Below are 13516 nucleotides of genomic sequence, written 5' to 3'. Positions count from 1 at the left end.
TTTGATTAATCTCAAATTTCCATCCGAAAGCAGGAAATTTTTATCGGAAATCTCCAAAACATCGTGATATTGATGATCCGAAATCAGAAATCCTTTTTGGGTCTAATTCTTTATCACTGTCCTTATTTCGGTAATGATTTTTGGGGAAAGGCTGTGGAAAGGCTCATCCAGCAAAATGAATTCTGCTTTTGAATTGATAATCAAAAGGATTTCTACAAGTCTCAGTTCGCCGCCTGACAGTGATTTTGGGGTTTCATTTAAAAAAGATTGAATTAAATTTAAATCACATAGCTTTTCAGCATTTTCTTGATTACAAACTAAATTAATCACTTTTTTAATTTTTACATTCTTCGGCAGGAATGAATGTTGCGGCAGATAAGCAATTCTGTTTTTTCTGTCAGACTGTTTCTGCAAAATTGTTTCGTTAAATTTTATGTATTGAGTTTTACCTTTCAGATTTCCAAAAATAATCTGAAATAAAGTTGATTTTCCTCAACCGTTTCTTCCTAAAAGTCCGGCTGTTTTTCCTGTTTCAAGACTTAAGTAAATGTCTCTCAAAATTTCTTTGTTGCCAAAAGATTTTGTAATGCTGTCGATATGAAGTCTGCTCATATAAAAGTTGCTGTCAGTTTTAAACTTACCGCAGAAATCAATGTTAAAATCCAAAGCTGTCGTTTTGAAAAACCAAAATTTGCATAAAAAAGATATTCATTTTTCAGTCTTATTTCGTAAATAAGATAATGTAATAAAGGAAAAATAAATAAAAATCCTGTGGTAAAATGGTCGTAATTAAAACCAAAAGGAATTGAACTTAAGAGTGAAAAAGAAAATCCGGGAATAATTAGTTTTTTATAAAAAATCCACAATATTTTTATCTCTGAAATCATGTATGTAAGTTAGTAAAAAGAGAACAATGTTATGTTGTCCTCTCTTAGTTTTAATTGTTTAAAAGCTTAGCCTTCACGCCGCTGTTTTTAATTAAATTTCTCAATTCTAAAATTTGCTCTTTGGAAAGATCTTTTTTAGGCATAAACCCAAATGAAATATTGTTGTGGTAGAATAAAAACCAACTGTTTAATTCCCTGATTTTATGAATAACATTCCAGTCTACTTCTGTAGTATAAGATTCTCCAATATCTTTAATAGTTTCGCTGGTGACAGTTGTTGTTACCCTTTCACCAATAACTTTATTGGTTTTAAAAGCATTCCTGAATCTAATAAATAACATCAGAGGACTGATTATAAAAATGTATATGATCATCATAATGATAAAATATCTTGTAGAGGATTCTAAATACATAAATTCTCCTGTTACATTTAAATCTATTAGCTTGTAGACCAGAAAGAATCCACACAGAAATAAAAACATGAAGATAGGTTTTCTATACGCCAAAGAAAACATGAGTTTTACATAATCTTTCGAATTGATTTGATAAGTCGTTTCCATTATTGATATTTAAATCCTTTCCAGCTCATCCGCATTAATCAAAGTCTTGAAAGTTCCGTAATTCACGGTAACTTTATTCCTCGAAATTTTCTCAATCGTTCCCACGCTTGTACTTCCTGTAATTCTCACGCGCTGTCCGATTTTCATCCACAGTTCACGATCTGATTTGCGTTTTTCCTCTATTTTTTCGTTGGTTTCCGTGATTTTTTCGATGACATCTTCTTTCTTCAACTGCTGCGTAATTTTTCTTTTCACAACCTGAAGTCTCTTGGTTTCATCCTTATCAGTACCGATTTTCCTAAATTTTTCCTGCTCCAGAATCTTCACAAAATCTTTCACCACATCTTTCCTCGATCTGCCTTTTACATAACCGTCGATGAAGGCTTCAATCTTGCTTCCAAACTGAAGTTTACGATGCTCATCCTCATATAATTTCTGGAAATTAAAGAGTTTTTGCTGCAGCTGTTCGTTCAGTTTCTGAAGATTATCTCTTTTATCTTCCACCGATTCTTTTCTTTCGGCAAGGTCGGTTTTCAGTTTTTCAACTTCATATTTTTCCTGCTGAAGTTTGACGATGGTTTTATCTAAATTGACGATATCATGTTCCACTTTTTTCTTCGCAGAATGAATGATAAACCTCGGAATTTTGTTCTTTTCGGCCACCTCAAAAGTAAACGAACTTCCGGCAGAGCCCACTTCCAGTTTGTACATCGGTTCCAAAGTTTCTTCGTTGAAAAGCATCGCCGCATTCTGAGCATTCGGAAGCTGTTCTACAACCAGTTTGATGTTGGTGTAATGCGTTGTGATAATGGCGAAACTCTTTTTGTCGTAGAAAAATTCAAGGAAACTTTCTGCCAAAGCACCACCCAATTCAGGATCGGAGCCTGTACCAAATTCATCAATCAGCAAAAGTGTGTTGGCATCCGCTTCACGGATGATTCCGCCCATTTTCTTCAGTCTCGAAGAGTAAGTCGAAAGATGATTTTCAATGGATTGATTATCACCAATATCGGTCATAATTTTATCAAAGAAAAACATTTCGGATTTCGGATGCGTAGGCACCAGAATCCCGCTCTGAATCATCAGTTGAAGCAATCCAACCGTTTTTAAAGTAATCGATTTTCCACCGGCATTCGGCCCCGAAATACAGATTATTCTGTTGTGCTCGGTTAACGCTAAAGTTTGAGGATAAATAGTTTTATTTTCAATCTTATTTCTCAAAAACAACAAAGGATGGAAAGCGTCTTTGAGTTTTAAAGTCTTGTGACGGTTTATTTTCGGTAAAACTCCGTTGATCAACTCAGCAAACTTCGATTTGGCTCTCGTGAGGTCAAGGTCAAAAATATACATCTGATATCTCCAGAGTTGAGGCTGGAATTCTGCCAGTTCCGCAGTCAGTTTCCTCAAGATTTTATCGATTTCCTTTTTCTCCTCTTCTTCGCTTTCTTTAAGTTTAAAATAATGCTTCACCACAGAATCCGGCTGCATGTACGTTATAGAACCTGTTTTTGAAAGGCCTAAAACTCTACCAACAACTCTTTTCTTGTACGCAGATTTCACCGCCAAAACCCTCATGTCGTCTATAATGGTTTCTCTGATATCGTCCAGAAATTCACTCTGTCCGTAATTGAATAACGCTCTGTTGAAATTTTCCGTAATCGCTTTTTTAGCATGTTGAATTTCCGTTCTCAACACTTTTAAAATCGGGGAAGCTTCACTTTTTACTTCACCAAAGCGGTTGAAAACTTTATCAATTTTATCAATGATTTCTTTTTTGAATTCCAAAGCAGAAACATCCTCAATTAAATTTGGGAAAGTTTCTGGCATGGTCGGGAAGAACTTCTGCAGTTTTCCGATCTGTTCGGTCAGCGTTTTTATTTTAATGAAAGCAACGTTTTCCAACCGGTAATTTTCGATCAGCATCAGTTTGAGCTCGTTCTCAATATCTTCGTATTCATCAAAAGGAATCGCATTCGAACTTTCAAAACTTGAAAGATATTCTGAGGTCTTTTTTAATGAAATTTCAGCTTCGTCAATTTTCATAGGACGAAGTTCAAGGATTTTTTCTCTCGTTTTATGGGAATATGCAAAAGGAGCAATCTCCGCGAGCAGTTGCGGAAACTCCAGTTCGTCTAAATCTTCTTTGTCTATATACACAGTGCAAAGATAATTAATTTGAAAATGAGAATTTAATTTGAAAATGAGTTTAATTTGAGAATTTGAAAATGCATAACAAATCTCAAATCTCAAACTTCAAATTTCAAATCATTTAGTTAAATTTGAAATATGAAACTGGAAACCGAAAGACTTCATCTAAAACCCCTCAGCGAAAATCATGTTGAAGATATTTTAAAAATCCGCAGCAATAAAATTACCAACAAATATGTAATTAGAAATGCACCCAAAAATAATTTTGATGCATTGCAGTTTATTCTGATGATCAAGGAACGAGCGATAAATAATGAATCTTTTTACTTTGGAATTTCGCTTAAAAATCAACAGAATTTAATTGGTACCATTTGTCTGTATAATTTTACCGAAGACAGAAAAACAGCAGAGGTTGGCTATGAACTGTTGCCGGAGTTTCATTATCAGGGATTGATGTCTGAAGCATTGAAAGTGGTTGTAGATTTTGGTTTTACAGATGTACATTTACAGGAAATTGTTGCGATGACCAATAAATTTAATGAAAATTCTAAAGGTTTGCTCTTAAAAAAGGGATTCGTTCTGGAAAATGGGAGAGAAGATGATGGTTTTCCGGATAATTTGGTGTTCAGCATCAAACAATAATGGTATCTGAATTGCAATTTCAAAAACTGATAACTCCCGTAATCTCAAATCTCAAATCTCAAACTTCAAATCTCAAATCAAATATGACCTGGACCGAAATTTTAGCACCCATAAAAAACACACCGTACTTTGAACAGCTTTGGGAAAAAGTAAAACAAGAATACGCCACCACAAAAATCTTCCCACCCAAAAAACAGATTTTCAGAGCTTTGGAAATCACGCCTTTTGATGATGTTGAAGTGGTAATTCTCGGTCAGGATCCTTATCATAATGATTTTCAGGCGAATGGTTTGTGTTTTTCGGTTTCCGAACAGGTTGCTGCTCCGCCTTCACTCAAAAATATTTTTACAGAATTAAAAGATGATCTAGGAATCGACAGAACTTCCAAAGAACTTGATGACTGGGGAAGACAAGGCGTTTTAATGCTTAATGCAACGTTGACTGTTCGTGCCCATTCGCCAAATTCTCATAAAGATTTGGGTTGGGAAACCTTTACAAATTATATCATCAAAGAAATTTCAGATAAAAAAGAGAATGTTGTTTTCGTTTTGTGGGGCGCTTTTGCACAGAAAAAAGCCGAATTAATCAATCCGGCCAAGCATTTTATTATTAAGTCTGCGCATCCTTCACCATTTTCTGTTTACAGAGGCTTTTATGGAAGCAAACCTTTCTCAAAAATCAATGAATATTTGGTTTCAAAAGGTAAAAAACCTATCTCGTGGTAGTGTTTTCTACTGCCTTTTTAATCGTAATTCCGATTTTATAATTTCCTTTCATCGACTTAGAATTAGATGTTTCAGGATACGGATTTACATCGGCAAGAGTGATCGTATAGCCATTGAAATCAACTGACTTGTGATAGTTCCTTCCTTTATTTTCGATGCTGGCAATATTTAAAGTCATCGGTCGGGAAGTGGTAGCCATCACTTCAACCTGTGCAACGGCAACACCGCTCCAAATGCACTGCACATCTTTCGGACAGCGGCTGTCTTCAGAAATCCCTTTGAACGTCACATTCATTTGATATTCCTTTAGAAATTTATTTTCGCCTTCTTTAAAATAGATGATTTCACCTTCTTTGGTGGTTGTTTTCACATCGCCATTTTCGGCGACTTGCACTTTTATGTCGTCATTTTTTACTTTTTGAGAATTACAGTTGATTAAACTTAAAAATCCCAGACTCAGAATAATTGATTTGTAATACATTTTTTTAAATAACATTTGTAAGATCCAAAACTACAACTAAAAACATTGCCACACCAACTACAAAACTAAAGCCGGTTCCGTAAAGAAATCCTATGAAAGCTCCTTTGGTAGACTTCCAGGCTTTTGTCATGTCTTTACTGTCGTGCAAAAGTTCGCCAATAAAAACTCCGGCAAACATTCCCACCAAAAATCCAAGCGGTATTGGGATAAACATTCCTACAATAGTTCCAATGACCGAACCAATGCTTCCCCAGCGTGTTCCGCCATATTTTTTTGTGGCTTTGGCGGGGATGGCATAATTTAAAATAACAGAAGCTAAAGTCAGAATCACAAATGCCCAAATGTAGATCATTGAAAGGTCTGCATCTGCACCGTATTTATAAATAAGCAATCCGGCAAGACTTAAAACAAGTCCGGGCAAAACGGGAAGAATTGTTCCAACTATACCTAAAACAAGTAAAACAAGGCTGAGTAAAACAATGAGAGAGTATTCCATAATTTAAATTTTTTATAAAAAAAAGTGACCTTTTCAGGCCACTTTTGTTTATCAATTTCCAAGCCGATTTTTTAAAGATTTAAAATTACATACTGAAGAATACCTGCAGCATTTCCAATATTTCCTGAAGCATGATTATGGAAAGCGGTGTAGTAAATATATCCGCTATTTCCTGCACCAGAACAAGAACCTAAAGTCGCACCCAAAGCTAATAAAGCAGGCACAGCCACCTGTGGAACAGAAACACTGATCTGAACATTATTGGAAAGCGTGATGCAGACCGTTACAAAGTTCAAACTCGGAGCATTTCCAATCGGGATATTCGGTAAAGTATTGTCTGTAAACTGATTGGTTCTAATCATCAATGGATCATTGCTGGCGGTTTCTTTCACCAAAACTTCCCAGTAAGCAGGATCATAATTGGTGATTTTCTGCCATGCTCCCAGATCAAAATCAAGATTCAGTGTGTTGAATCCTAATGCTGTTGCCAATGAAGTGTTGCTTACAGTACCAGCAACAATTCCTGATGATCCGATGTTTTTAGAACACAATTTAGAATCAGGGATGAAACCTCCGGCAAGATTGCAGTTGTTGGTATTATCATTTCCGCCAACCAAATAAGAAACGTCCCAGTCTGAAGCGTATATACTTCCGCCATTCGCTACAAAAACAGCAAGATTGTTTTCAATTACGGGATAAAGATTGGCAAACTGCGAGAATTTTCTCGATCCGCAATTCAGAAATACGATGTCGTACTGAGCCAACGTGTTCAAATTGGCCAGATCTGTATTGGTAATCTCTGTCGCAGTGTAGCCTAAAGTCTGGATGATGTCTTCGATTTTATCGAAAGTTCCTTTTACGTAGGCAATTTTTGCAACCTGTGTCAGTTTGGTTTGCGTCAGTTCAAGATTTACTGTTTCGTTGGCTTTAATATTTGCCGTCGCCTGTGTTCTGAAGTTACTTCCGTTACCCGTTTGGATGTAAATGGTGTGATTTCCTTCCGGAGCTTCAAGCGTGAAATTTCCTTCTGAATCTGATGTGGTGTGATAAATTTTATACTTTTCATCAAAAGTAAAAACAGATGCCCCGCCGATGGTTTTTGCTCCGTTTTGTGATGTGATTTTTCCTTTTACCTTTCCGTTTTGCACGGCGATTGCTGTTGGAGTTTCAGCTGTTTCAGAATCGGAACGGCAGGAGCCAAGCGACAGAATAAGGATTAAAAGGAATAATAAGTTGAATTTTTTCATAGGGTTAAGTTTTATGGATTAGTGTGACTAAATTAATAATTTAATATAGATAATTTAAAAAATATTTATAATTTCTGAATATATTTCATTCAATTAGCCTTACTCTTGTTGAATTTTCCTTTATTGAACAGCCTTAAAAGATTTTTATAATTTCGTAATTTTGCAGATAATGAAAGATGAGATAAAAGATACCAAAAGTTTTTTTCAGGAACTGAGCGAGCACCTGTATATTTATATCAGTAAGGTCTCGCCGACCGGTCTTGACTGGATTTTTCATATCATTGTGAAAATATCCCTGCTTGTCGGTATTTTTCTTCTGCTTGATTTTATATTTAAAATCATCATTAACTATACGTTCAGGTTTTTCAGAAATGAAAATAAATTCCCTGTCTTAAAGTCAATCTATCAATCCAGAATCACCAATTCTGTAGCGCATTTTGTGGCATTGGCAATAATAGGATCTTTACATGAGTCTATTTTTGTGGGTGCATTAAAAAATACAACCATTTTCATTCACAGGTCAGTCAACCTGGGTTTGGTGCTGATTCTTGCCGGAATGTTGTACCGTTCTCTGACAGGTTTCAGGAGTTATTTCACCATCAAACAGGATTTTTACAAGGTCATGGCCATCAATGCGATTTCCGAAACCGTGAAAATTCTTGGAATTTTTATCTTCACCATCGTCAGCATTTGTGTGGTTTTTGGGATTAAGGGAACTACGATTGTCGGAAGTTTGGGAGCGATAACTGCAGTATTGGTATTGGTTTTCAGAGATACTATTTTAGGCTTCGTCACCGGAATTCACGTTGCCACTTCAAAAAGTCTGAAAGTCGGCGACTGGATCGGGATTCCTAAATATAATATTGAAGGAAATATTTTAGATATCAGTTTGCTGACGACAAAAATTTCAAATTTTGATAAAACTATTTCCTCAATTCCAACGTATGATTTACTGACAACAGAGATTAAGAACCTGCAGGTCATGTCTGAATCGAATACGCGAAGAATTAAAAAATCGATTGTTTTCAATATCAATTCATTTAAATTTTTGAATGATGAAGAAATTGAGCGTTTGAAAGACATCAATTTGATTTCAGATTATTTAAATCAAAAAACTTCAGAAATCAATCTTGAAAAAGAATCCATCGATCACAAAGATAAAATCATCAACGGCAGACAGCTGACAAACATCGGGGTTTTCAGGTTTTATGCTCAGAAATATCTTGAAAATGATCCTGATGTAGACAAAGAAAGTCCGATCATGGTTCGACAGCTGGAGATCACTACCCAAGGTTTGCCAATGGAAGTGTACTGCTTTGCGAATGATTCAAAATGGGTAAAGTTTGAACAGATTCAGGCAGATATATTTGACCATTTGTTGGTTGCTTCCAAAGAATTTGATCTGCAGATTATGCAGATTGGATTGCCGAAATAGTTAAGAATTAGAAATACAGAATAAAATAAAAAAAATGATGAATATCAGAAGCACCAACATCCTGCTTCCCACATCCATCATCCAGCAAAAATATGACAAAACTAAGCGTAAACATTAATAAAATTGCCACTTTAAGAAACGCAAGAGGTGGCGAAACTCCAAGTGTAACCGAAGCAGCAATTAAAATTCAGGAATTTGGTGCTCACGGAATTACCATTCACCCAAGGCCAGATGAAAGGCACATCACAAGAAAAGATGTGTACGATTTGAAACCGATTGTTCATACAGAATTTAATATCGAAGGAAATCCGCACAGAGATTTTATTGATATGGTTTTGGAGGTCAAACCTGAGCAGGTAACTTTAGTTCCCGATGCAGATGACGCAATCACTTCAAACGCAGGTTGGGACTGTGAAAAAAATATGGATTTTCTGAAATCTGTTATCGCCGAATTTAAAAATGCTGGTGTCAGAACATCTGTTTTCTTAGATCCAAATCCTGAAATGGTGAAATTTGCTGCAGAAACAGGTGCCGACAGAATTGAGTTGTACACCGAAGCTTATGCATCGAATTATTCAAAAAATAAAGAGGAAGCAATTAAACCTTATGTAGAAACAGCTGTTGAAGCTGAGAAATTCGGATTGGGAATTAACGCGGGTCACGATTTAAGTTTAGAGAATTTAAAATATTTTGCAGACAATATTCCTAATCTTCTGGAAGTTTCCATTGGTCATGCTTTGGTTTCCGAAGCTTTATACATGGGTATGGAAAACACGGTTCAGGCTTATCTGAAAAGACTGGCGAAGTGGTAGAATTTGCTTATATTTGATAGATGAATTCTGAAATTACCACCAAAGATTTTTCTCCGCATCTCTTTTGGGATGTGGATTTGGCGACTTTTGATTTGGAAAAACATAATGTTCACATGATTCAAAAAGTCTTGGAATATGGAAAAATGTCTGATTGGAATTTATTAAAATCATTCTACGGATTAGATAAAATAAAAGAGGTGTCATTAAATTTGAGGAGTCTTGATGCAGTAACTTTATCTTTTCTTTCCACAATTTTCAATATTGATAAAACTGAATTCAGATGTTACAGACACAGGCAGTTAGTCCAGAATTACTGGAACTCTTAAACAATATAATGAAGTCAGAAATTTTTTCTGATTTTATTTTGGTTGGAGGTACTGCTTTGGCTTTGCAGATTGGGCATAGAGATTCTGTAGATATTGATATGTTTGGAAATTGCCTTATTGATGAAGATGCTTTTATGGAAGAGCTTACTAAGTTTGGTAAGGTTGAAAAACTTCAAAAGACCAAAAATATTTTAATTGTTTCAGTCAATAATATCAAAGTCGATTTTGTAAACTACCGATATCCTTTACTTGAAAATGTTTTAGATGTAGATGGAGTAAGAATGGCTTCTAAAAAAGATATTTCGGCTATGAAGCTCAATGCTATTTCAGGTCGGGGAAGCAAAAAAGATTTTATAGATTTGTTTTTTTTGCTGAGAGAATTTTCACTTGAGGAAATGATAAAATTTTATGATACCAAGTATGAGGACGGTTCGCACTTTATGTTGATTAAAAGTCTAACATATTTTGAGGATGCTGATATCCAAAATAGTCCTGAGATTTTCAAAGAATTTGACTGGGAAAAATGTAAAAAAACCATAAAAGAGGAATATTTAAAATTGATTATTTAAGGATTCAGATAAACTTCCAGCAAACATCATCCAACATCCAGCCTAAAAAATTAAATATGCAAATCTTACATTCAAAAATATTCGGCGAAAACCTTTCGTCAACACCGCTTTTAGTATTCCACGGTTTATTTGGAATGCTCGATAACTGGGGAAGTTTCGGTAAAGAACTGGGCGAGATTTTACCTGTTCATCTGATCGATTTAAGAAATCACGGCAGAAGTTTTCATTCCGAAAATATGTCTCATGATGATTTGGCAGACGATATTGCCAACTATATGAATCATTACGGAATTGAAAAAGCCCACGTTTTAGGACACTCTTTGGGCGGAAAAGCCGTGATGCAGTTCGCTATAAAATATCCTGAAAAAGTTGAAAAACTGATTGTTGTAGATATTACACCAAAAGCCTATCCTCCGCATCATCAGGGAATTATCAAAGCTTTGGAAACGGTAAATTTCGATGAGGTTAAATCAAGAGGTGAGGTGGAAAATGTTTTAAGCCAATACATTCCGGAAAAATCTACGATTCAGTTTTTAGCTAAAAATCTGTATTGGGAAGAAAATAGCGATTCAAAAAAACTCAATTGGAGATTTAATCTGAAAACTTTGGCAGAAAAATACAACCAGTTTGTCTCCAACGCTATTAAATTTGGCGTTTTTGATGGTGAGACTTTATTTATCGCGGGTGAAAAATCCAATTACATCCTACCGCAGGATGAATTTTCAACCAGACAGCAGTTTCCAAAAGCCCAATTTGTGAAAATTAAAAATGCAGCGCATTGGGTTCAGGCAGATAATCCATTGGAATTCAGCAAGGTTATAAAAGAATTTTTAGGAATTTAAACATATATACCTTTCTTAAAATTAGGTTAAAGTTTTCATAAACTGTTTGTATTTTCTTTTTCGATACAATTTTTTTGTATCTTAGTCTTATCAAATCAATAAAAAAAATGTGTTATGGAAAAGAAAAAGTTAAAAAAACCGTTCTTTGCTTCATTTTTAGAAAATCAGATTAAAGATTCGAAGGAGGTAAAAGGTGGAAGCAGCAGTGTAGGTGCAACAAGTCCTCTGCGCGACGGCATTACTAAACCTGCTTACGATACGCAGCAGACAATGAAGTATCCTTCAGACGGTGACGAATCTACGGTATAAGCCGTTTAATATTATTCATATTGACAAATTGATATTCGAGGAAACTTAGCTTTAAGTTTCCTCTTTTTAATACAGCAATTATGATTCTCTGCATCACACACTCTCAGGATTTTTACACCGTTGACCTGTTTTTTGATTATCTGTCGTCGAAAAATATTCCTTATTACAGATTAAATTCTGACCAGCTCAATCACAGTCAGAAAATCAGTACAAGTCCGAAAACTTTTGTTATTACTGACTCATTGGGAAATACCGTTCACTCTCAAGACATTAAAGCTGTCTGGCACAGGAAATCGTGGAAGGTAAGTCCTCCGGAAGATTTGGATGAAAATTTTCATCCTATTTTTATCAGTGAATATGAAACTTTAAAATCAAACATTTTTACACTTCTCGAACATTTACCGTGGATCAATCCTTTTGAAAACGAAAAAAAAATTGATCTCCACAAAATGCTTCAGTTGAAAATAGCAGAAAAAAATGGGTTAAAGATTCCGGAAACGATCTTTTCGAACGATGAAGCTGAAGTCAGGAAGTTTTTAAATGAAAAATGCGGCGGTAAAGCCATTGCAAAACTGCACGGAGTTTGGTCTAAAAATATGACTGGCGAAAATATGGTTTCCACGATGATTGTCGACGGTTTTAATATTGAAAGTCTTTCAGATATCGTTTACAGCCCGATGATTTTTCAGCCGTATATTGAAAAAGAGTATGAACTCAGAATTGTGTATATTGATGGTGAGTTTTTTGCAGGGAAAATCAACAACAGTGAAAATACAGACTGGCGCATCACTCAGCACAATTATGTATGGTCTGTCTATGAGCTTCCCAATGAAATTCAAATGAAACTGACTTTGATGATGAAAGAAATGGGATTGTATTTTGGCGCTATAGATATGATAAAAAGTTCAGACAGACTTTATTATTTTCTGGAAGTCAATCCGCAGGGAGAATGGGGTATGCTGCAGAAAGAACTGGGATTTCCGATTGCTGAAACAATTGCTGACCATCTTTTAAAAAGAATAGAAGACCATGAAGAATAAAATTTTAATTATAACTCACACAGAAGATAATTTTTCAATTGATAAAGTCACCGAATATATTGAGGCCAACGGATTTGAAGTGATCCGTTTCGATGTTGATCTTTATCCTTTAAACAACAGACTTAGCACAATCTACCAGAATGGAAGCTGGGAAACATATCTTGAAAATGCCAACGGAAAATTCCGTTTGGATGATATCGCAACAGTTTGGTACCGCCGCGCCTACAACATTGGAAATGGCCTGAAAGATGAGCTGGAAACGAAATTTTTTGGTGCAGCTATGGGCGAAATCAGAAATACACTTTTTGGGTTTTTAGAATCTTTAGACTGTTATTCTCTCGGGAAGCCCAGTGTTTACAGAAGATTAGACAGCAAGGAAGAGCAGCTGAAGATTGCTTCAAAAATAGGTTTTAAAATTCCCGAAACCTGCATTACCAATAATCCTGACGAGGCAAGAGCTTTCATCGCAGAAAACGGTGAAGTCATTACCAAGATGCAGACCGGTTTTGCCATCTACGAAGATGGTGTGGAAAACGTTGTTTTTACCAATCTTGTTAATGAAGATAATTTGGAGGAACTGGATGGGTTGATTTACTGTCCTATGCAGTTTCAAAAGAAAATAGAGAAGAAAAAAGAGCTACGGGTAACTGTTGTAGGAAAAGATATTTACACTTTTGAAATCGATTCTCAGCAATCTGAAGATGCAAAAGTAGACTGGCGGAAAGATGGTGTCAATCTTTTACAGAAATGGGTGCCTTCCGACCTGCCACCTGATATCGAAGCCAAAATCAACCGTCTTCTCGATGTTTACAACGTCGATTACGGCGCCATCGATATTATTGTTTCTCCCGACGATGAATATTATTTTATCGAAATCAATGCAGCCGGCGAGTTTTTTTGGCTTGATAATTTAACGGAAGGAAATCTTATCTCAAAAAGTATAGCTGATCTTCTGTGTGACAAAGCTCAGCGTAGGGAAAACGCGGTTTTAATCTAA

At 35.6% G+C, this 13516-nt stretch carries 16 protein-coding genes and 1 pseudogene; 10 read left to right on the top strand and 7 right to left on the bottom strand.

Annotation, left to right across the window (positions count from 1 at the left end; all coding sequences use genetic code 11):
* Positions 1–102: 102 nt before the first annotated feature.
* The 4 genes and pseudogenes from NG809_RS03975 to NG809_RS03960 form a co-directional block, all read right to left on the bottom strand.
* Positions 103–480, bottom strand: a pseudogene (locus tag NG809_RS03975) (ATP-binding cassette domain-containing protein); the annotation flags it as partial.
* 12 nt (positions 481–492) lie between these two features.
* Positions 493–666 (bottom strand): hypothetical protein, encoded by a 174-nt coding sequence (locus NG809_RS03970; protein ID WP_262148274.1) that lies wholly within the window; start codon positions 664–666, stop codon positions 493–495.
* Between the two features lie 271 nt (positions 667–937).
* Positions 938–1447 carry a YcxB family protein gene (locus NG809_RS03965; RefSeq protein WP_262148272.1) on the bottom strand — a complete coding sequence of 170 codons (510 nt, stop codon included), beginning with the start codon at positions 1445–1447 and terminating at the stop codon, positions 938–940.
* A 9-nt stretch (positions 1448–1456) separates the two neighbouring features.
* Complete coding sequence (locus NG809_RS03960) at positions 1457–3604, bottom strand: endonuclease MutS2 (protein ID WP_262148271.1); 2148 nt, start codon at positions 3602–3604, stop codon at positions 1457–1459.
* Between the two features lie 129 nt (positions 3605–3733).
* Here NG809_RS03960 and NG809_RS03955 point away from each other — a divergent pair, with 129 nt between their 5' ends.
* Together NG809_RS03955 and NG809_RS03950 are read left to right on the top strand one after the other, a co-directional pair.
* The gene (locus tag NG809_RS03955; protein WP_262148269.1) at positions 3734–4237 is read left to right on the top strand and encodes a GNAT family N-acetyltransferase; all 504 of its coding nucleotides are present in this window, start codon (positions 3734–3736) and stop codon (positions 4235–4237) included.
* Between the two features lie 83 nt (positions 4238–4320).
* A complete protein-coding gene (locus NG809_RS03950; RefSeq protein WP_262148268.1) occupies positions 4321–4962 on the top strand; it encodes a uracil-DNA glycosylase in 642 nt (213 codons plus the stop codon).
* On the opposite strand, the gene NG809_RS03945 is transcribed toward NG809_RS03950, so the two are convergent.
* The 3 genes from NG809_RS03945 to NG809_RS03935 all read right to left on the bottom strand — a co-directional run bounded on the left by NG809_RS03945 (position 4949) and on the right by NG809_RS03935 (position 7186).
* Positions 4949–5443, bottom strand: coding sequence for a hypothetical protein (locus NG809_RS03945; RefSeq protein ID WP_262148267.1), 495 nt, complete (start codon positions 5441–5443; stop codon positions 4949–4951). The two genes, NG809_RS03950 and NG809_RS03945, sit on opposite strands and share 14 nt — an antisense overlap.
* Positions 5444–5447: 4 nt before the next feature.
* The gene (locus NG809_RS03940; RefSeq protein WP_262148266.1) at positions 5448–5939 is read right to left on the bottom strand and encodes a DUF456 domain-containing protein; all 492 of its coding nucleotides are present in this window, start codon (positions 5937–5939) and stop codon (positions 5448–5450) included.
* Positions 5940–6010: 71 nt separating this feature from the next.
* The gene (locus NG809_RS03935; RefSeq protein WP_262148264.1) at positions 6011–7186 is read right to left on the bottom strand and encodes a carboxypeptidase-like regulatory domain-containing protein; all 1176 of its coding nucleotides are present in this window, start codon (positions 7184–7186) and stop codon (positions 6011–6013) included.
* A 169-nt stretch (positions 7187–7355) separates the two neighbouring features.
* On the opposite strand from NG809_RS03935, the gene NG809_RS03930 reads away from it, so the two are divergent.
* The 8 genes from NG809_RS03930 to NG809_RS03895 all read left to right on the top strand — a co-directional run bounded on the left by NG809_RS03930 (position 7356) and on the right by NG809_RS03895 (position 13516).
* A complete protein-coding gene (locus NG809_RS03930; RefSeq protein ID WP_262148262.1) occupies positions 7356–8621 on the top strand; it encodes a mechanosensitive ion channel family protein in 1266 nt (421 codons plus the stop codon).
* Positions 8622–8713: 92 nt separating this feature from the next.
* Complete coding sequence (locus NG809_RS03925; protein ID WP_262148259.1) at positions 8714–9433, top strand: pyridoxine 5'-phosphate synthase; 720 nt, start codon at positions 8714–8716, stop codon at positions 9431–9433.
* Positions 9434–9453: 20 nt separating this feature from the next.
* Positions 9454–9759, top strand: a complete 306-nt coding sequence (locus tag NG809_RS03920) for a DUF6922 domain-containing protein (RefSeq protein WP_262148257.1) — start codon at positions 9454–9456, stop codon at positions 9757–9759.
* An 8-nt stretch (positions 9760–9767) separates the two neighbouring features.
* Positions 9768–10328, top strand: coding sequence for a nucleotidyl transferase AbiEii/AbiGii toxin family protein (locus tag NG809_RS03915; protein WP_262148255.1), 561 nt, complete (start codon positions 9768–9770; stop codon positions 10326–10328).
* A gap of 56 nt (positions 10329–10384) precedes the next feature.
* The gene (locus NG809_RS03910) at positions 10385–11170 is read left to right on the top strand and encodes an alpha/beta fold hydrolase (RefSeq protein ID WP_262148253.1); all 786 of its coding nucleotides are present in this window, start codon (positions 10385–10387) and stop codon (positions 11168–11170) included.
* 114 nt (positions 11171–11284) lie between these two features.
* Entirely contained in the window at positions 11285–11479 is a 195-nt protein-coding gene (locus NG809_RS03905; protein ID WP_262148251.1) for a microviridin/marinostatin family tricyclic proteinase inhibitor, read from the top strand.
* Between the two features lie 80 nt (positions 11480–11559).
* Positions 11560–12519, top strand: a complete 960-nt coding sequence (locus NG809_RS03900; protein ID WP_262148249.1) for an MvdC/MvdD family ATP grasp protein — start codon at positions 11560–11562, stop codon at positions 12517–12519.
* Positions 12509–13516, top strand: a complete 1008-nt coding sequence (locus NG809_RS03895; RefSeq protein WP_262148247.1) for an MvdC/MvdD family ATP grasp protein — start codon at positions 12509–12511, stop codon at positions 13514–13516. The genes NG809_RS03900 and NG809_RS03895 overlap by 11 nt, the downstream gene beginning before the upstream one ends.

It is taken from the genome of Chryseobacterium foetidum (assembly GCF_025457425.1).
Taxonomy (GTDB): Bacteria; Bacteroidota; Bacteroidia; order Flavobacteriales; family Weeksellaceae; genus Chryseobacterium; species Chryseobacterium foetidum.
The sequence above is the reverse complement of the archived record's forward strand: the minus strand, read 5'-3'. Positions and strand labels throughout refer to the sequence as shown.

Bases quoted from the DNA above. Each gene is read 5' to 3' on its own strand.
- NG809_RS03905 (WP_262148251.1), top strand. From the start codon at position 11,285: ATGGAAAAGAAAAAGTTAAAAAAACCGTTCTTTGCTTCATTTTTAGAA.
- NG809_RS03940 (WP_262148266.1), bottom strand. From the start codon at position 5,939: ATGGAATACTCTCTCATTGTTTTACTCAGCCTTGTTTTACTTGTTTTA.
- NG809_RS03955 (WP_262148269.1), top strand. From the start codon at position 3,734: ATGAAACTGGAAACCGAAAGACTTCATCTAAAACCCCTCAGCGAAAAT.
- NG809_RS03945 (WP_262148267.1), bottom strand. From the start codon at position 5,443: ATGTATTACAAATCAATTATTCTGAGTCTGGGATTTTTAAGTTTAATC.
- NG809_RS03935 (WP_262148264.1), bottom strand. From the start codon at position 7,186: ATGAAAAAATTCAACTTATTATTCCTTTTAATCCTTATTCTGTCGCTT.
- NG809_RS03920 (WP_262148257.1), top strand. From the start codon at position 9,454: ATGAATTCTGAAATTACCACCAAAGATTTTTCTCCGCATCTCTTTTGG.
- NG809_RS03895 (WP_262148247.1), top strand. From the start codon at position 12,509: ATGAAGAATAAAATTTTAATTATAACTCACACAGAAGATAATTTTTCA.
- NG809_RS03950 (WP_262148268.1), top strand. From the start codon at position 4,321: ATGACCTGGACCGAAATTTTAGCACCCATAAAAAACACACCGTACTTT.
- NG809_RS03915 (WP_262148255.1), top strand. From the start codon at position 9,768: ATGAAGTCAGAAATTTTTTCTGATTTTATTTTGGTTGGAGGTACTGCT.
- NG809_RS03930 (WP_262148262.1), top strand. From the start codon at position 7,356: ATGAAAGATGAGATAAAAGATACCAAAAGTTTTTTTCAGGAACTGAGC.
- NG809_RS03910 (WP_262148253.1), top strand. From the start codon at position 10,385: ATGCAAATCTTACATTCAAAAATATTCGGCGAAAACCTTTCGTCAACA.
- NG809_RS03925 (WP_262148259.1), top strand. From the start codon at position 8,714: ATGACAAAACTAAGCGTAAACATTAATAAAATTGCCACTTTAAGAAAC.
- NG809_RS03900 (WP_262148249.1), top strand. From the start codon at position 11,560: ATGATTCTCTGCATCACACACTCTCAGGATTTTTACACCGTTGACCTG.
- NG809_RS03965 (WP_262148272.1), bottom strand. From the start codon at position 1,447: ATGGAAACGACTTATCAAATCAATTCGAAAGATTATGTAAAACTCATG.